This is a genomic window from Peribacillus sp. FSL R5-0717 (genome assembly GCF_038002945.1).
GTDB classification, from domain to species: Bacteria; Bacillota; Bacilli; order Bacillales; family DSM-1321; genus Peribacillus; species Peribacillus frigoritolerans.
Map to the genome: position 1 here is coordinate 1,331,006 of NZ_JBBOOF010000001.1, position 16,221 is coordinate 1,347,226.

The following is a 16,221-nucleotide window of genomic DNA, read 5'->3' on the forward strand; positions in this document are numbered from 1 at the left end:
AAATTGAAAGGAACTCGACTTTGAATTAGTCGAGTTCCTTTTTTAATCAAGTCCTGATTTACTCGCTTTTGCGGTCATTGCCTTGTTCTTATTCCATACCTTGAACTTCATGAAAAGGGCTGCAAGACCGATGATCACGATGAATAAAAGGCTGATGAAAAATCCTGGACGTATCTCTTTTTCAAGCAGTGTTCCACTTACGGCCGCTAAAATTAAAAGCAGTCCGAAAACGGCAGTAACCTTACTCCACATCTTATTTTCCAAGATTTTGAATGAAGAAAGAATGATGAATGCCCAGTTATATAAAAGCAATATACCAGCTGATGTTGTAATGTATTCATAAATCTTTCCTGGCAGGAGCAAGGCAGTGATGATCGATCCTAAAAGACCTAAGGCTCCAAGCCCCAGTGACGGCAGCGGAAGATCTTTGAATTTCTTGATCTTTTGCATGAATAATGCGGGTGCATTCCCATCATTGGATAGCGTTACCAATAAATTGGTTACACCGAATAGTGAAGCGGTCATCGTCGAGAAACCGGCAATGATGATCGCACCATTAAAAACGTGCGGGAAAAATGTCAGGTGATAACTGTCCAATGCCGAAACGAATGGGCTTTCTTTTTCACTGAATGCCCCTAACGAAATCATGGTTACGGCTAATCCCAATGAAACCACATATATAATGGTAAGGACCAAGAGCATGATCGTCCCTGCCTTTGGTGCATCTTCTTTCTTTTTAAGCTGCATCGCCATCAATCCAATGACCTCAATGCCGCCAAACGCATAAAAGGCATAGATAAGGGATGTCCAAAACCCCTTCAACCCTTTTGGGAATAATTCATTGAACGTATTCGGAAATGATGGCGGTTTCGCTCCAGCAAGACCGAACCAGCCGCAAACGGCACATATTGCAATGATGATAAACATTACGATTGCTGCTGTCTTAATTATAGCAAGGATGTTTTCCACCCTGTCGAACCCTTTTGTTCCCAGCAATACCACCACGATTGAAACAATGGCAAAACCGGATGCAAATAGCCAAAGCGGCACTTTCGGGAACCAAAATTGAGATAATAGCGAAAGTGCAGTAAGCTGGCTTCCCATGATCAATATATTGGAGGACCAATAATTCCAGCCACAGCTAAAGCCCGCCCATCGTCCAAATGCTTTATTGGCATAATAACAAAAAGAACCTTCTTGAGGATCGGCAGCTGTCATCTTGGCAAGCAGATTATATACGATATAGGTACCCAGTGCAGCCAATACAAATGAAAATACAATGGATGGCCCAGTCGTTTTAATCCCTATGGTCGATCCGAGGAAATACCCTGTCCCGATCGTACAGCCTACGCCGACCAATGATAGCTGCCACCATTTCATGTCGCCCTGTTGTTCACCCGAAGCATTGGAATCTTGGACAGCCTTTCCTTTCGCTGAACTGCAATTGGCTTTTGTTGTCATAACATTACCCCCTTCCATCATTCATAGTGTTGATAATGCCACAATGAATTATGCAAGGAAGAAGTTTTCAAATACCTTATGTAATCTAATGCATTCTGCTTTATGATAGGATGGCAGAGATGCCTTGATAAGCAAAATAAACCCCAAAGCCGACCAATGATAATCCAGAGATGATCGAAATGGCCATTAAGCTTTTTTCATTTAAAAACCTGCGAAATCCATTCGTTAATGCCGCTACAAAAAAATCCCAGCAGGTAAGACCAAGAAAGATCATCCCGCTATAAATGAAAAGTTGGGATGTCCCATAACTTGAAGCCGTTTTAGCTAAAACAGATCCATAAATCCCCAACCAAAATAAAATGGATAATGGACTGGTCACGGACATGATGAACCCGGTCAAAAAACAGGAAATTAAAGAATCTCTATTCCTGTATTCATTTAATAATATCGTATTAACCCGTAATATACTTTCGATCCCTGAATAAATAAGCACAAATCCGCCAAAAAGCCAAAGAAATATCTGGACGAGAGGGATTTCTAAAAATCGTACCATTCCTACATATACTAAAATCATGAACAAGGCATCTGCGATCATCGACCCTGCCCCAACGATCCAGGCGTGCCAAAACCCGTTCTTGATTCCTTTATCGATACGAGCGGAGTTCACCGGGCCGATCGGTGCTGCAAGGGTAAGTCCTAAGAAAAAGTAACTTAGCAGTAAATGTACACTCAAAAAGCATCACTCCTTCGAGCTAGTTCATGACTTGTACATTTTATGTGACAACCCTCTGCCTATAACCACATGCCAAAAAATTTCCCGATTCACAAAAAAAGCCGTGGGAAAACCCGGCTTTTTGGAGATGTATTGAAGCCGATTAGGCAGCAGCTTCTTTTTTGTCCGAACTAATGAATTTCATAACAATCAATACGATGCCTATACCGATGATCCCAGAAATGATATAGGTCATATTGATATAATTTTTCATGACAAGGGACATGACCGGAGGGCCTGCCGCAACGCCGATGAACCTTGATGACATGTAGAAGGAGGTTATCGTCCCCCGCTGTTCCTTTTCTATATTTTGAGTGATGATTGCGTCGAGTGTCGGCAATAAAGCACCAATTGCTATGCCCACCAAGCTTGTTATTATCAATAGAAGGACGACCCTGTTTTTAGTAAAACCGACAAATACAAGGCTGATTGAAAGGACAGCTAAACTGATCATGATGATCTTTTTCATGATTGGTAATTCCCCCTTGATTCTTTTCCCTGCAACATAAGAAGATACGCAAAGAAAAAATAGCGGGATCGCTATCACTAAACCTTTTTTAATACCATGCAAATCATGAATTTTTTCCAGATTATCAGACAAAAAGAAAAGAACACCGAACAAAACCAACATGACAAAGACACCAATGAGGAAAACCGTATATAACCATTTTCCTTCCTTCTTGAATATTTTTTTCGTATCATGCCAGAAATCCTTGAATTTCTTCGGCTCATCCTTCTCCTTTGGTACCTTTATAAAGAAAAAGACCAAAACAATAGATATTAAACTGAAGAATGAAATCGAGAAGAATGGTAAAAACCAGATAAATGCAGCAAACAGGGAACCCAATATTGGACTAAGCACTTTCCCAAACGTATTCGAGGTTTCTATGATTCCCAAACAAGAACTCGTTTTTTCATCGTCATCTTTATATAAATCCCCCACCAGAGGCAAAATGATTGGTGAGGCACCAGACGCCCCAATCCCTTGCAATACCCTCCCAATTATGATCCATGTATAGGGATTTTCCATTTTCCATGACGCATAACCAGCTATCAAACCACCGATAAGGGCTAGGATCAAGCTTGGCAGAATGACCATTTTCCTTCCGAATCGATCTGATAAATAACCAGCAATGGGAATTAAAAAGATGGATGCAACGGAATAGCTTGTTATCACCATACTTGATTGAAATGAAGATATCCCCACCTTTTCCTCGAAAATGGGCAAAACCGGGATAAGCATTGAATTTCCAAGTGTCATAACCAATGGAATCGATGCCATACTGATCAAGCACCACACGCTTACATCTTTATTTTGCTTCTCATGACCTTCCATACTTACACTCCTCATCCATTATAAAAGCAACTTATTGCATAAAAGGTAACCATTTGTGAAACCAATTTGTTTTGCCATCATATATTAGATGTCTTAAATTATTATGTTATAGTGCAGAAACATTTATTCAGTTGCGCTTCTCCCAAAATTACCCCATTCCCTTTAAAACAAAAAAACCATTCTGTTTAAGAATGGTCTATCTTTTTGCTTGTACAAATTTGGACATTGATTGGAACGTGGGGCACTCGCTCCAATCAACTATGTTAAAAAATTTGGATAGAACTCCATTTGCCTACAGTCTAACCATCCTGTTTAAAAACTGGGTTTCCCGCTTTCGTCCTTATAAAAGAATAATATTCCTTTTTTCACATTCCTCTATTATTTGGTCATTCCATACCGAAACCTGAACCTCGCCAATATGTGCTTTCTTCAACAAAAACATGCATAATCTGGATTGACCTATTCCCCCGCCTATTGAATACGGAAGCTTTCCTTCCAATACGGACTTATGATAATCGAGTACCTTACGATTTTCGTTTTTGGATAATCTTAATTGTTTTAATAATGACTTTTTCATCTACTCGAATGCCCATTGAAGAAACCACAAAAGCACATTCCAAGAGTGGGTTCCATAAAACGATATCTCCATTTAGATCCCAATCATCATAATCCGGTGAACGTCCATCATGCTTTTCCCCCGATTGTAAAGCTCCGCCAATTTTCATAATGAAAATTGCACCATATTTCTTCGCTGCCACGTTCTCTCTTTCCTTCGGAATAAGATCCGGGTATAAATCCTCCAACTCCTGGGTCGTAATGAAGTGAATGTCCTCAGGTAACACAGGCTTAAGCAGATGATGGAATTCAAACATATAACGTTCGGTCGATTTAATGGCACTATATATTTTTTTCACTTCGGATATTAATGTATCCACGTTACGTTGTTCTTTGTTATGACTTTCTCCCAGTCCCATTGATCCACAAATAACGAGTGTAAATGATCCAGTTTTTCATCAAGTCTTATTGCATTCATATTTGTGTAAATGCCTTCATCACAAGCCAAACCATACCTAGAAAGAGTGATTCTTTTCCACTTTGCCAAAGATTGAACCACTTCTATATGTTTATCCTTAATATCCAGAGCATCAAAGGTAAGAATCGCTCCACACCATTTAAATTGTCATTGATACCATTACCTTCATGTAAAACGAAAGGGGCTGATACGTTAATAAGGTTTAACGCATTTGAAAGTCCTTCTTCAAAATGATCCTTCATTTCATTTATTGCAATATCAGTATGCATGATATCAAGAATTGTTTTATATTTATTCGGCATTGATAATTCAGGCATAATTCTCCTCCAATTCCGCTTTGAATAGCGCATGCACTAAAATAGGCGTCTTTCCATTTGACTAAATTACATTATGAAGGAGTTTTCTGTGTTGTTACAAAAATACCAGGTCAGGCAAGGCGGACTAAACTCAAGAAATAGGACTAAAAAGGTGGTACAAGTACAAATGTTTGAATACATTCAAATAAGCGAAGATGTATAAACGATGAGGTGATGAATTGGGTGTTTTTTTCAGCTTTGTATTATTAGGTTTATCACTGGCGGCTCCTATCGGTCCCATAAACGCTGCTCAATTGGACAAAGGAATCAAGAAGGGTTTTTGGCATGCCTGGGTATTTGGCTGGGGTGCCATTTTAGCGGATTTTGTTTTTATAGCCCTTGTCTTTTTCGGTGTCGTCCACTTTTTGGACAACTCCTTCATGAAGACATTTTTATGGCTTTTTGGATTTTTCGTCCTGACCTATACCGGAATCGAAAGTCTGCTAAGTGCAGGTAAGATTGAAGTGAATGCACGAAAAGCGAAAGATTCCCTTTTTTCTTCATTCCTGACAGGATTCATCATGTCCCTTTCGAATCCTTTATCCATTTTGTTTTGGCTGGGGATTTACGGATCCATTCTCGCAAACTCCGCTTCAAAATATGATATGGATGATTTACTTTTGTACAGCTCAGGAATCCTTATCGGCCTCTTAATCTGGGATTTCGTAATGGCCATCATCGCCAGCACCTTCAGACGCTTTTTATCCAAACCCATTCTAATGGGCATCTCGATCATTTCGGGGATATCCCTTATAGGGATCGGCATATACTTTGCCATCCAGGCAGCAAAGGTTTTATTTACATAAGAAGTTGAGCATTTACTCGGGAATTCGAATAAATTTCTTGCTTTTATATAAAATAGGCCGCCTATTTTATTATCCTTCTTTGTCCATGTCGGACACTTATCCCTGTTCATAGCCTGAAAGGGTAAACACAAAGGGAGGATTTCTTGAATGTATAATTACGGCTATTACCCTTATAATGTTCCATATTATACTGCTCCATATTATTACGATGATTCTTATGCTAATTTGCCTTATTATGATGACAGACTGCCAGTACAAACACTGGTTCCAGTAGCCACTATCCAGAGCCATTTAAACGCAGGCCGGCAAGGTCATTGCTTCAGAGGATTTTGGGGTAACACCCAGCACACCTTTATTTTAATGGGGATAAATAATACTACTGGAATGGTACAGATACTCGAAGGCGGCATACCAAATGAGGTACATCATACAGATATAGTTGGATTACAATACCTAGGATTAACATGCCCTGTCGAAGGTCATGGTGGCGGTCATGGCGGCCCTGGGGGTAACTGTTTTCAGCAGTTCATTCCTGGTGTTGGCTGGCTATGGATTTGTAGATAAAAAGAAACAGCCGATTTATTCGGCTGTCTTTTTTATTCCAATTACTCGTGAATTCCGGGCTTTTACTCGTGAGTTTCTCGCTTTTACTCGTGAATTCTGGCCTTTTACTCGTGAGTTCCTCGCTTTTACTCGTGAATTCCGGCCTTTTACTCGTGAGTTCCAATTTAAGCTGCTTTCTTGTTAGATGCTGCGGTCTTTTATTTGCTGGACCATTTTCTTGATGAACGTTTCTATTGTGACATTTTCAAATTCTTGTTCCCCGTATTTCCGGACATTTACTTCATTTTCTTTCTCTTCTTTATCTCCAAGGACCAGCATATATGGGATTTTCCCCATCTGTGCTCCCCTGACTTTATACCCCAGCTTTTCTTTCCGATCATCTATTTTCACTCTTATGCCTTGATTCTTCAGTGCATTTTGAACCTGTAAACAATAATCCAGATGAACTTGTGAGACTGGGATGATCTGTACTTGCACCGGGGCGAGCCATACCGGAAAAGCACCGGCAAAGTGTTCTATCAGGATTCCGAAAAAACGATCGATCGATCCAAAGATGGCACGATGAATGACGACCGGACGGACTTTTTCATTATTTTCATCGATGTAAGTCAGATCAAATTTGTCGGGCATTTGAAAATCAAGTTGGATTGTTGCACATTGGTGGCTTCGTTTTAATGCATCTTTAATATGAAAATCAATTTTCGGTCCATAAAATGCCCCGTCCCCTTCATTTACTTGATATTGTATCCCGATGCTTTCCAGAACATTTTTCAGGGCTGTTTCAGAAGCTTCCCAAAGGGAATCATCGCCCATTGAATCCTCAGGACGAGTCGAGAGCTCCACGGAATACTCGAATCCAAAAGTGCGATACACCTTTTCGATCAGATGAAACACTTGTTTAATTTCACTTTCGATTTGATCCTGCCGTACATAGATGTGGGCATCATCCTGACAAAATGTACGGACACGCAGCATCCCGTTCAATGCACCGCTATATTCATGACGGTGGACTTGACCGAATTCGGCCATCCGGATGGGTAAATCCCTGTAAGAATAAAGACTGTTTTGGAATATAAGCATATGTCCCGGACAGTTCATTGGCTTCATCGCGAATTTTGTTTGATCCACCTCAGTGAAGTACATATTCTCGTGATAATGATCCCAGTGGCCCGATTGTTCCCATAACCGCTGGTTCATCATGAAAGGAGTCCGAACTTCGTCATAATCAGCTTCAGTCTGAAGCTCCCGCGAGAACTTCTCCAATTCATTTCTAACGATTTGTCCTTTCGGTAAATAAAATGGCATTCCAGGGGCTTCCTCCGAAAACATGAATAATTCCAACTGCTTCCCTAATTTACGGTGGTCGCGTTTGGCCGCTTCTTCCAGGAATTTAAAATGATCCTGTAAATCCTTATTCTTTCGAAAAGCCACGCCATACACCCTTTGGAGAACTTCATTTTGATTGTCTCCCCGCCAATAGGCACCAGATACACGAGTCAATCTGAATGATTTTACAAATGATGTGGATGGAAGGTGCGGCCCTCTGCAAAGATCTATGAATTCACCCTGTTGATAGAGCGTTAATTTTTCACCATTGGGGATATTCTTTGCTATATCCAACTTGAAAGACTCCCCTCTGCCCTCGAATATCTTCACAGCTTCTTCATAAGTCACTTCTATCCTTTTAATTTCCAGATTTTCACTTATGATATGTTCCATCTCTTTTTCAATGGCCTGCAGATCTTCTGAGCTCAAAGGATGATCTAACTTAAAATCATAGTAAAAACCGTCTTCCACGACTGGTCCCATCCCTAATTCCACATTTTTGTATAATCTTTTCACAGCCTGTGCCAAAACATGCGCCGATGTATGTCGCAATACGTGTAATCCTTCATCCGAATCGGGAGTCAAGATCGACAGTTCACCATCCTGAATAAGCTTGTGACTTAAATCAACCAATTGCTTATCCAGTTTTCCAGCTACTGCCTTTTTCCTTAAACTTGGGCTGATTGAGCCTGCCACACTTTCCACTGTGATCCCTTGCGGATACTCCTTTTGCTGCCCATCCGGGAATTGAACTTTAATCATTTTTTCACCCATCAAATAAACACCCCTTTTTAATAATAAAAAAACGCACACATCCCTATGCAAGGGACGAGTGCGTTTACCCGTGGTTCCACCCAATTTCCCATAAGCAAAAAACACTCATGGCTCTGGAGCTTGTAACGCAGCTTAGACGATATCAGTTACTTTTTGTTCACCGATATAGCTCAAAGGCGGTAAATCAGTTTCCTAAGCCAGGAAGTTCGCAGCTACCCTTCCCTCTCTGCAGGCCGTAAAAATGATTCATGTCCTTATCATCGCCATATTTTTATATAGAAAAAAACGCACACATCCCTATGCAAGGGACGAGTGCGCTTACCCGTGGTTCCACCCAATTTCCCATAAGCAAAAAACACTCATGGCTCTGGAGCTTGTAACGCAGCTTAGACGATATCAGTTACTTTTGTTCACCGATATAGCTCAAAGGCGGTAAATCAATTTCCTAAGCCAGGAAGTTCGCAGCTGCCCTTCCCTCTCTGCAGACCGTAAAAATGATTCATGTCCTTATCATGGCAATAATTATAATAATAAAAAACGCACCCATCCCTATGTAAGGGACGAGTGCGTTTACCCGTGATTCCACCCAATTTCCCATAAGCAAAAAATACTCATGGCTCTGGAGCTGTAACGCAGCTTAGACGATATCAGTTACTCTTGTTCACCGATATAGCTCAAAGGCGGTAAATCAGTTTCCTAAGCCAGGAAGTTCGCAGCTGCCCTTCCCTCTCTGCAGACCGTAAAAATGATTCATGTCCTTATCAATGCTTCTAAAATTTTATATTGTTATATATATTACAATATATTCCCATAAGTGACAACCTCAATTTTTTTCATTTCATTACTAACACCAAATTGGTATAATTAGTAAAAAAGGAGTCTCTATGAAACGTTTAAGCAATTGGTCAATCGTATTTGCAGTGATTGGTATCCTATCATTTTCCTGTTCCCTAGCTTTTTCAAAAGCCTCCGAGCTGCTTATGATTTCAGGATTCGGTGCGTTGCTAATTGGTTTGTTATGCAGCTTAGGGGCCATGTATAAAAATGAAAGAGGAATGTCGAAATTTTTGGCTGTGGCTGCATTTTTTCTTTTAAGTTTCATTCTCGTTTGGAATGAACCATTTCAAATTGTCAGGCTCTTGACCTGGATGAAAAATTAAATGAAAAAACCCGTTCACCATGACGGGTTTATTCATTCATTGATTCATTCTTCATCGGCTATCGTTCGGCTTGAATTCTTTATTCCAAGCCATAGCGTAAGTCCAGTGGTCCAGAGTATAAGCGCGCATCCAAAGCCGAGCAATGATAACGGTGCAAGGATTTGATGCTCCCCAACCATGACGGTGTCTGGCACAATCAGCCATGTAATAAGCGCCAATAAACAGAGAAGCACACCTGTTGCATAATAAACCTTGATTTGGAAAAGTGACGCCAATGGTAAAAAATGAATCCCTACAATAATGGCGATGACTCCCGGTATAAGATCGGTCTGATTGATCAAGTTACAGATGGCAATGGCAATCCCAATCAGCAAACCTTCGGCAATGAAGACCATATTAAACAAAAATCCGATACGTTTAAGACGTCTTGCCCCATCATCTGAAACTTGATTGGACATTTTTTGTGATGCATGTATTAATGAAATTCCAACGATAACCATGATGATTCCCACGAATATGGGTGCGAGTTCCACGTAGGGAAACCCCCACCCCTGCAATCCCATTACACCGGTACCCGCCCACAGTGTTCCGAAGACCGCCATGAAAATGACTCCAATTCCAGAACCGCGAAACGCCTCTTTCATCATCAGTTTCCTTTCATCCACAGTATAATCGTACATAGAATAATATTGCACCACTTCCCCAATTATTCAGCTATAAAAAAATGATTTAAATACCTTATTGCAAAAATTACCATGTTGCGATATTATGTTATTAATTAGTGATTGATTAATCACTAATTAATTAAAATATGGAGGATACCGATGGCCAGACCCAAAAAAGAGAATCGAAAAGATGACATTCTGGAAGCTGGTTTGGAGGTTTTTGCAGATAAAGGCTATTACAATACAACGACTGCCTTAATTGCAGAAAAAGCCGGCATCTCCCAGCCTTATGTGTTTAAATTCTTTAAAACTAAAGAGGAGTTATTCGTTGCGGCTCTGGACCGGGCATACGAAAGGATCCTTCAAGCTTTTGAAATTGAAGCAGGGCCCGAAGACCTTGTTAACCATATGATCAAGGTATATGAAGAATTGACTGAGTCCAATCCCAATGAAATTGCGCTGCAGGTCATAGGACTTTCAGTGACGGAAGACGCAATAAGAAGTTCCACCCAGAAAGGGTTAGCAAGCATTAGAAATCACACACTTGAAAAATTTCAATCTGCCGGAATTCCGAATGCCGAGGACCAAGTGACCACCTTCCTGGCGAGGGGGATACTCTGCAATATTTCCCACTTCATCAATATGCCCGAGCTTATGGATGGCGGGGGCAGGTAAGAACCGATTTTCATCGGTTCCTTATTTTGAATGTTTATTTAGTGATTGATCAATAAATTAAAAGGGGATGTAAGCTATGAAGAAAGCTATTGTGTTAGGAGCAACCGGCGGATCAGGTCAAGTCATTGTGTCAGAATTGTTATCAAGGGGCACAGAAGTCATCGCTTTCGGGCGTTCAAGAAGTAAGCTAGAGCAATTAATGAAAGAGCATGATCATTCGCAACACTTATCATACAGAATCGGTGACATCTTTGATAACCAAACAATTGTAGAGGCTGCAGAGGATGCGGAAGTCATTTTCCAATGTGCCAACGTTCCCTATCAAGAGATGGCATCTAAACTCCTTTCACTTGGGGAAAGTGTCATGAAGGCAGCCGATATTTTAGGTAAGAAGATTGTCATTGTGGATGGGATATATATCTATGGGCACCAAGTTGCGAAAGGCGATGAAAACCATCCAAAACAGCCGCATACAAAAAAAGGGCAAATCAGGTTTGAATTCGAGAAGCTCATATTCAGCCAAAAATGGAAAAATGCCAAAGCATTGATTGTCAGGCTGCCTGATTATTATGGCGCTACCTCACAGAACTCCTACCTTCAGCCAACCTTGAATGGCCTAGCTGCAAATAAAACGACCGTCTTTATCGGGGATTTAAAAACACAGAGAGAATATGTCTACTTACCGGATGCCGCAAAAATGATCGTGGAAATAGCAGAAAAAGACGACTCCTATGGTGAAAATTGGAACATCCCTGGACCTGGTCTGATTTCCGGAAACGAAATCATCCAAATTGCCCGTCAGGTAACGGGACAGAAAAAGATGGTCTTTCCCCTTACAAAAAACATCATTAAGATACTGGGTTTGTTCAACCCTTTCATGAAAGAAGTAGTGGAAATCATGTATTTAACGAAAGAAGGATTCATCCTGGATGGAGAAAAATATGAAAAACGCATCGGCCCCATCCCTAAAACTCCATACAAAGAAGGAATGGAAGAAACAATGCGAACTTTAATGAAATAATTGCCGCTTTCGAAGATATAATTCGATTTTTTTCGCAGATATATTCCGTTTTTCGCAGATATAATTGGATTTCGATACAAATCTTCATAAAAAAACCTGAGTCCCCAAAGGGGAGCTCAGGTTTTTTCCATCGGTATCAAGCCACATCTGATTTATCGAATTGACAATCTTTTAATGCTATTAATTTGGTCTTATGATAAATCTTGTATCCTAGCCAGACTGCCAGGAATATCGGTAATCCGATATAGGAGACGGCGACGCCATACCAGTCGATGCTGCCGCTTAGGAATGCTCCATAGTTCTGTCCTGCTATGACGAGTATGCACAGGGTGAATGAAAGAATCGGACCGAATGGAAACCATTTTGCTTTATATTTCAGTTCGTTTAGGTCACCACCCTGTGCAACATAGGCTCGTCTAAAGCGATAATGGCTTATGGCGATTCCGATCCAGGCGATGAAGCCAGTCAGCCCGGATGCATTCAATAGCCATGTAAATACATGGTCCCCGAAAATGGAGGTCAAGAAGGCGAATCCTCCAATTAAGGATGTCATGATCAAGGCATTCATCGGAATCCCCCTGCGGTTGACTTTGGCCAGGAATTTGGGAGCTTGATGATCTTTTGCCATCGACCATAACATCCGCGTTGATGCATATAGCCCCGAGTTCCCGGCGGATAGTAAGGAGGTTAACACGACTGCATTCATGACGGATGCAGCGAATGCCAGCCCTGCCCGTTCAAAGACAAGCGTGAAAGGGCTTACAGAAATATTTTCGACATCTCCGTTTAACAAGCTTGGACTCGTATACGGTATTAAAAGACCAAGTATCAGGATGGCCCCGATGTAAAATAATAGGATGCGCCAAAATACTTGGCGGATTGCATTCGGAACATTTTTTTCGGGTTCTTCACTTTCCCCGGCCGCAATACCAACCAGTTCTGTGCCTTGAAAAGAAAATCCCGCGATTAGAAAGATTGAGATGATCGATAAAAATCCTCCCTTGAATGGTGCCTCATCCATGGTGAAGTTTTCAAATCCGATCACCTTTCCGCCAAAAATCCCCAATATGGTCAATAAACCAATAATGATGAAGCAAATGATGGCAATGACTTTTATTAGTGCAAACCAATATTCAGATTCACCATAGCTTTTAATGGATAGGGCGTTGAGGGTGAAGACGATTCCAAGAAATAAGGCACTCCAAATCAGGCTGGGTACATCAGGGAGCCAGAACTTCATGATGATGGCTGCTGCAGCTATTTCCACGGCAAGGGTGACTGCCCAGTTAAACCAGTAATTCCAGCCAAGTGCAAAGCCGAATGCAGGATCAACAAAGCGTGTGGCATAGGTGGAAAAGGATCCCGACACAGGCATATATGTCGCCATTTCCCCTAAGCTCGTCATCAGGAAATAAACCATGATCCCAATGCAGGCATAGGCAGCGAGGGCACCGCCGGGCCCTGCGCTCTGGATGGTTGCCCCGCTCGCCAGGAATAATCCGGTTCCTATTGAACCGCCAATGGCAATCATGGTCATATGTCTTGCTTTCAGTTGCCTTTTAACTGTCGGTTCTTGATTATCAATGGGATTCCTTTTAACTGTCGGTTCTTCATTATCAATGAGATTCATGTCCATAAGGTTCCTACCTCATTTTCTTTTAAAGTTAAAAGTTCAAGAATAAAAGAGTTTTTTAACAACCGCTTTGTGAAAGACTTAATCGTTCGCTTCACTTGCTGGGATGCCGTCCAGTTCAATTGCCATTTCCCGGTATAGTCTCTCTCTTCCCGGATTGGGTGACCCCATCCTGCTCAGTCTCCATTCCACACCATTGAATTAGAGTGAGCGCAATGATTTCGGCTGTGGAGAACACGTTGTCGAGCAGGATGTATTCATTTGGATAGTGGGCAACCTCGGTTACTCCCGGTCCGAAAACGATTGCTGGCGTTTCACCGACATGTGTCAGCAATCCCCCGTCCGTTCCCCAAGGGGAGGCTTCAATGACCGGGTCCTGTCCGGCCACCTGCCGATATTGATAGACAAGTGCATTCATCAATTCATGCTCTACATCAATTGCCCCTGGAACCCAGCGTGCCCCGAACCATTCCAATACGGGCGGGTTTTCCTTGAACCATTGGTCCGCTTCCCCGAGCTGCAATAACCAGGCCGCCATTTCGTCTTTCGCCTGCTCCATCGTTTCCTCCGGCGCAACACCCATCCTTCCTTCGACTTTCACAAGGTCGGGAACGGATGACGGCCAATTACCGCCTTCAATGACGCCTAGATTGATTGGAATCGGAATGGGCGTGTTCTGATAAAGCGGATCACTGATACGTGCATTTCGCTTTTCTTCCAATGCACGAATATGATTGATGACGGTCATGCTTTTTTCAATCGCACTAACGCCTTCATACCTCGTTCCGCCATGGGCTGATCGGCCTTTAACATGGATTCGGAACCACATCGAACCCTGCTGTTTCGGGAAGATCCTCATATTCGTCGGTTCAGGGATCAGGGCGGCATCGGCTTTATATCCTCTCAGGACAGCCGCTAATGTTCCGGCACCGCCGCTTTCTTCTTCAATCACACTTTGAAAAATGACATCTCCTTTTAATTGGATGCCATTTTCCTTCAAAGCCTGCATCGCTAGGATCAGCGAAACATTTCCACCCTTCATATCGGTTACGCCGCGTCCAAACATCCTTCCATTCTTAATCGCTCCGCTATATGGGTCGTCGTCCCACTGATCGCGGTCTCCGTCCGGAACCACATCGATGTGTCCGTTCAAGATGATGGAACGTCCGCCTCCAGTCCCTTTCATGATACCCACCACATTGGGGCTGTTGGAAAATTCACTGCGCGGTGAATAGAAATAAGAATGCTTTTTCAGCTCGCTGCCGTCTGGTTCCCAACTATCAATCTGCAAACCCATTTCCTTCAGCTTTTGGGCGACGATGGCCTGTGCCCCCGCTTCATTCCCTTGTGTACTCGGGGCTTGTACCATTTTTTGCAATAGGTTCGTTCCTTCTTCCCGATGATCCTTGATCCATTGGTTTATCCGTTTTTGTATATCCGGCACGTTTATCCTCCTTAATTACACATATTCTCATAGATTACTGAAAGTCCCATTCCTCCTGCCATACACAACGTTACCATTCCGTACTTAACTTGTGAACGCAACATTTCATGCATCAGTGTGACTGTCAATTTTGCACCTGTTGCTCCTACAGGGTGACCAAGTGCAATTGCCCCCCCATTGACATTGACAATATCCGGATTCAAATCTAACTCCTTGATCACTGCAAGTGCTTGGGCAGCAAAGGCTTCATTAAGTTCAATCAGTCCGATATCCCCTAAAGATAGTCCTGCTTTTTCCAATGCCTTTCGAGTAGCGGGTACTGGTCCAATCCCCATAACTCCAGGTTCCACTCCTGCACTGGCAAAAGCCTTTATTTTCAAGAGCGGTTTTAATCCCTTTTCTTCTGCTTGCTGCTTGGACATTAAAAGTACAGCTGCAGCCCCATCATTCATAGGACAGGCATTTCCTGCCGTAATGGTTCCTTCATTTTTGAATACTGCCTGAAGATTGGCTAGTTGATCCAGATGAATATCTTCGCGTACCCCTTCGTCATGGTTGAAGATTTGAAGACCTTTTCGATCCCTGATTTTAAGTGAAATAATTTCTCTATTAAAGCGACCCTCTTCTATAGCTTTCCAAGCCTTCTTGTGGCTTTGATAAGCAAATTGATCCTGTTCTTCACGACGGATACCATATTTTTCAGCCAAGCGCTCGGCAGTGATTCCCATATGATCATTTTCCAAGGAACATATTAATCCATCTGCCAGCAGAGCATCCTCCATCGTTACGTTTCCAAATTTACCGCCCCATCTATTTTTCACGATATAAGGCACATTGCTCATGCTCTCCACTCCGCCGGCAATAATGACGTCTTCTTGACCAGCAGCGATAGTTAAAGCGGCGTTGGTAATGGCCTTTAAACCTGATCCACATGCTTTGATTACAACGTGTCCTGGAACACTGTGCGGGAAACATGCCAGCTGCGACGAAATTCGTGCCGAGTTAAGTCCGCCTCCGTGGACATAGCCGTGTCCGAAAATCACTTCATTGACTTTTTCTTTACCCAAACCGGAATTCTCCATTAAACCTTCCAATACTTGACGACCCAATTCGGTAGCTTTAACATTCCGTAGTGATTTGCCAAAGGATCCAACTGCAGTTCGCGCTCCAGCAACGATGACAACCTCATTCATGC

General features: G+C 42.2%; 13 protein-coding genes, 1 pseudogene and 3 other annotated features. Of the genes and pseudogenes, 5 read left to right on the plus strand and 9 right to left on the minus strand.

Going from position 1 to position 16,221, the window contains the following annotated elements:
- Positions 1-42 precede the first annotated feature (42 nt).
- The 4 genes and pseudogenes from NYE65_RS06470 to asnA all read right to left on the minus strand — a co-directional run bounded on the left by NYE65_RS06470 (position 43) and on the right by asnA (position 4,904).
- The gene (locus NYE65_RS06470) at positions 43-1,461 is read right to left on the minus strand and encodes an amino acid permease (RefSeq protein ID WP_445670403.1); all 1,419 of its coding nucleotides are present in this window, start codon (positions 1,459-1,461) and stop codon (positions 43-45) included.
- A gap of 100 nt (positions 1,462-1,561) precedes the next feature.
- Positions 1,562-2,194 carry a LysE family transporter gene (locus NYE65_RS06475; RefSeq protein WP_249597267.1) on the minus strand — a complete coding sequence of 211 codons (633 nt, stop codon included), beginning with the start codon at positions 2,192-2,194 and terminating at the stop codon, positions 1,562-1,564.
- A gap of 142 nt (positions 2,195-2,336) precedes the next feature.
- Complete coding sequence (locus NYE65_RS06480; protein ID WP_340860069.1) at positions 2,337-3,569, minus strand: MFS transporter; 1,233 nt, start codon at positions 3,567-3,569, stop codon at positions 2,337-2,339.
- 340 nt (positions 3,570-3,909) lie between these two features.
- Positions 3,910-4,904 (minus strand): annotated as a pseudogene (asnA, locus tag NYE65_RS06485) (aspartate--ammonia ligase).
- A gap of 233 nt (positions 4,905-5,137) precedes the next feature.
- Between asnA and NYE65_RS06490 the strand changes: the two are divergent.
- On the plus strand, positions 5,138-5,764 hold the full coding sequence (locus tag NYE65_RS06490) for a LysE family translocator (protein WP_262870649.1): 627 nt from the start codon (positions 5,138-5,140) through the stop codon (positions 5,762-5,764).
- Positions 5,765-5,911: 147 nt separating this feature from the next.
- Complete coding sequence (locus tag NYE65_RS06495) at positions 5,912-6,328, plus strand: hypothetical protein (protein ID WP_340860070.1); 417 nt, start codon at positions 5,912-5,914, stop codon at positions 6,326-6,328.
- Positions 6,329-6,508: 180 nt separating this feature from the next.
- Here NYE65_RS06495 and thrS read toward each other — a convergent pair whose 3' ends face one another.
- Positions 6,509-8,416 (minus strand): threonine--tRNA ligase, encoded by a 1,908-nt coding sequence (thrS, locus tag NYE65_RS06500; protein ID WP_445670443.1) that lies wholly within the window; start codon positions 8,414-8,416, stop codon positions 6,509-6,511.
- Between the two features lie 59 nt (positions 8,417-8,475).
- Positions 8,476-8,698 (minus strand) — a binding site (T-box leader).
- 31 nt (positions 8,699-8,729) lie between these two features.
- Positions 8,730-8,951 (minus strand) — a binding site (T-box leader).
- Positions 8,952-8,981: 30 nt separating this feature from the next.
- Positions 8,982-9,202, minus strand: a binding site (T-box leader).
- A gap of 110 nt (positions 9,203-9,312) precedes the next feature.
- Here thrS and NYE65_RS06505 point away from each other — a divergent pair.
- Positions 9,313-9,588, plus strand: a complete 276-nt coding sequence (locus NYE65_RS06505) for a hypothetical protein (RefSeq protein WP_106026137.1) — start codon at positions 9,313-9,315, stop codon at positions 9,586-9,588.
- Positions 9,589-9,632: 44 nt separating this feature from the next.
- Here the strand turns inward: NYE65_RS06505 and NYE65_RS06510 are convergent, their stop codons facing one another.
- Positions 9,633-10,268 (minus strand): DUF7010 family protein, encoded by a 636-nt coding sequence (locus tag NYE65_RS06510; protein ID WP_328177508.1) that lies wholly within the window; start codon positions 10,266-10,268, stop codon positions 9,633-9,635.
- A 144-nt stretch (positions 10,269-10,412) separates the two neighbouring features.
- Here NYE65_RS06510 and NYE65_RS06515 point away from each other — a divergent pair, with 144 nt between their 5' ends.
- Together NYE65_RS06515 and NYE65_RS06520 are read left to right on the plus strand one after the other, a co-directional pair.
- Positions 10,413-10,928: a TetR/AcrR family transcriptional regulator gene (locus tag NYE65_RS06515; protein WP_328177507.1), complete on the plus strand. Its 516-nt coding sequence runs from the start codon at positions 10,413-10,415 to the stop codon at positions 10,926-10,928.
- A gap of 76 nt (positions 10,929-11,004) precedes the next feature.
- Positions 11,005-11,949 carry an SDR family NAD(P)-dependent oxidoreductase gene (locus tag NYE65_RS06520; RefSeq protein ID WP_340860072.1) on the plus strand — a complete coding sequence of 315 codons (945 nt, stop codon included), beginning with the start codon at positions 11,005-11,007 and terminating at the stop codon, positions 11,947-11,949.
- Between the two features lie 136 nt (positions 11,950-12,085).
- On the opposite strand, the gene NYE65_RS06525 is transcribed toward NYE65_RS06520, so the two are convergent.
- The 3 genes from NYE65_RS06525 to NYE65_RS06535 all read right to left on the minus strand — a co-directional run bounded on the left by NYE65_RS06525 (position 12,086) and on the right by NYE65_RS06535 (position 16,219).
- Positions 12,086-13,579 carry an amino acid permease gene (locus NYE65_RS06525; RefSeq protein WP_328177572.1) on the minus strand — a complete coding sequence of 498 codons (1,494 nt, stop codon included), beginning with the start codon at positions 13,577-13,579 and terminating at the stop codon, positions 12,086-12,088.
- Positions 13,580-13,700: 121 nt separating this feature from the next.
- Positions 13,701-15,026 (minus strand): peptidase, encoded by a 1,326-nt coding sequence (locus NYE65_RS06530; RefSeq protein ID WP_340860073.1) that lies wholly within the window; start codon positions 15,024-15,026, stop codon positions 13,701-13,703.
- 11 nt (positions 15,027-15,037) lie between these two features.
- On the minus strand, positions 15,038-16,219 hold the full coding sequence (locus tag NYE65_RS06535) for a thiolase family protein (RefSeq protein WP_340860074.1): 1,182 nt from the start codon (positions 16,217-16,219) through the stop codon (positions 15,038-15,040).
- Positions 16,220-16,221: the final 2 nt, after the last annotated feature.

Coding starts and splice junctions, on each gene's coding strand:
- NYE65_RS06470 (WP_445670403.1), bottom strand. CDS start 1,461: ATGACAACAAAAGCCAATTGCAGTTCAGCGAAAGGAAAGGCTGTCCAA.
- NYE65_RS06480 (WP_340860069.1), bottom strand. CDS start 3,569: ATGGAAGGTCATGAGAAGCAAAATAAAGATGTAAGCGTGTGGTGCTTG.
- NYE65_RS06495 (WP_340860070.1), top strand. CDS start 5,912: ATGTATAATTACGGCTATTACCCTTATAATGTTCCATATTATACTGCT.
- thrS (WP_445670443.1), bottom strand. CDS start 8,416: ATGATTAAAGTTCAATTCCCGGATGGGCAGCAAAAGGAGTATCCGCAA.
- NYE65_RS06505 (WP_106026137.1), top strand. CDS start 9,313: ATGAAACGTTTAAGCAATTGGTCAATCGTATTTGCAGTGATTGGTATC.
- NYE65_RS06510 (WP_328177508.1), bottom strand. CDS start 10,268: ATGTACGATTATACTGTGGATGAAAGGAAACTGATGATGAAAGAGGCG.
- NYE65_RS06515 (WP_328177507.1), top strand. CDS start 10,413: ATGGCCAGACCCAAAAAAGAGAATCGAAAAGATGACATTCTGGAAGCT.
- NYE65_RS06520 (WP_340860072.1), top strand. CDS start 11,005: ATGAAGAAAGCTATTGTGTTAGGAGCAACCGGCGGATCAGGTCAAGTC.
- NYE65_RS06525 (WP_328177572.1), bottom strand. CDS start 13,579: ATGAATCTCATTGATAATGAAGAACCGACAGTTAAAAGGAATCCCATT.
- NYE65_RS06535 (WP_340860074.1), bottom strand. CDS start 16,219: ATGAATGAGGTTGTCATCGTTGCTGGAGCGCGAACTGCAGTTGGATCC.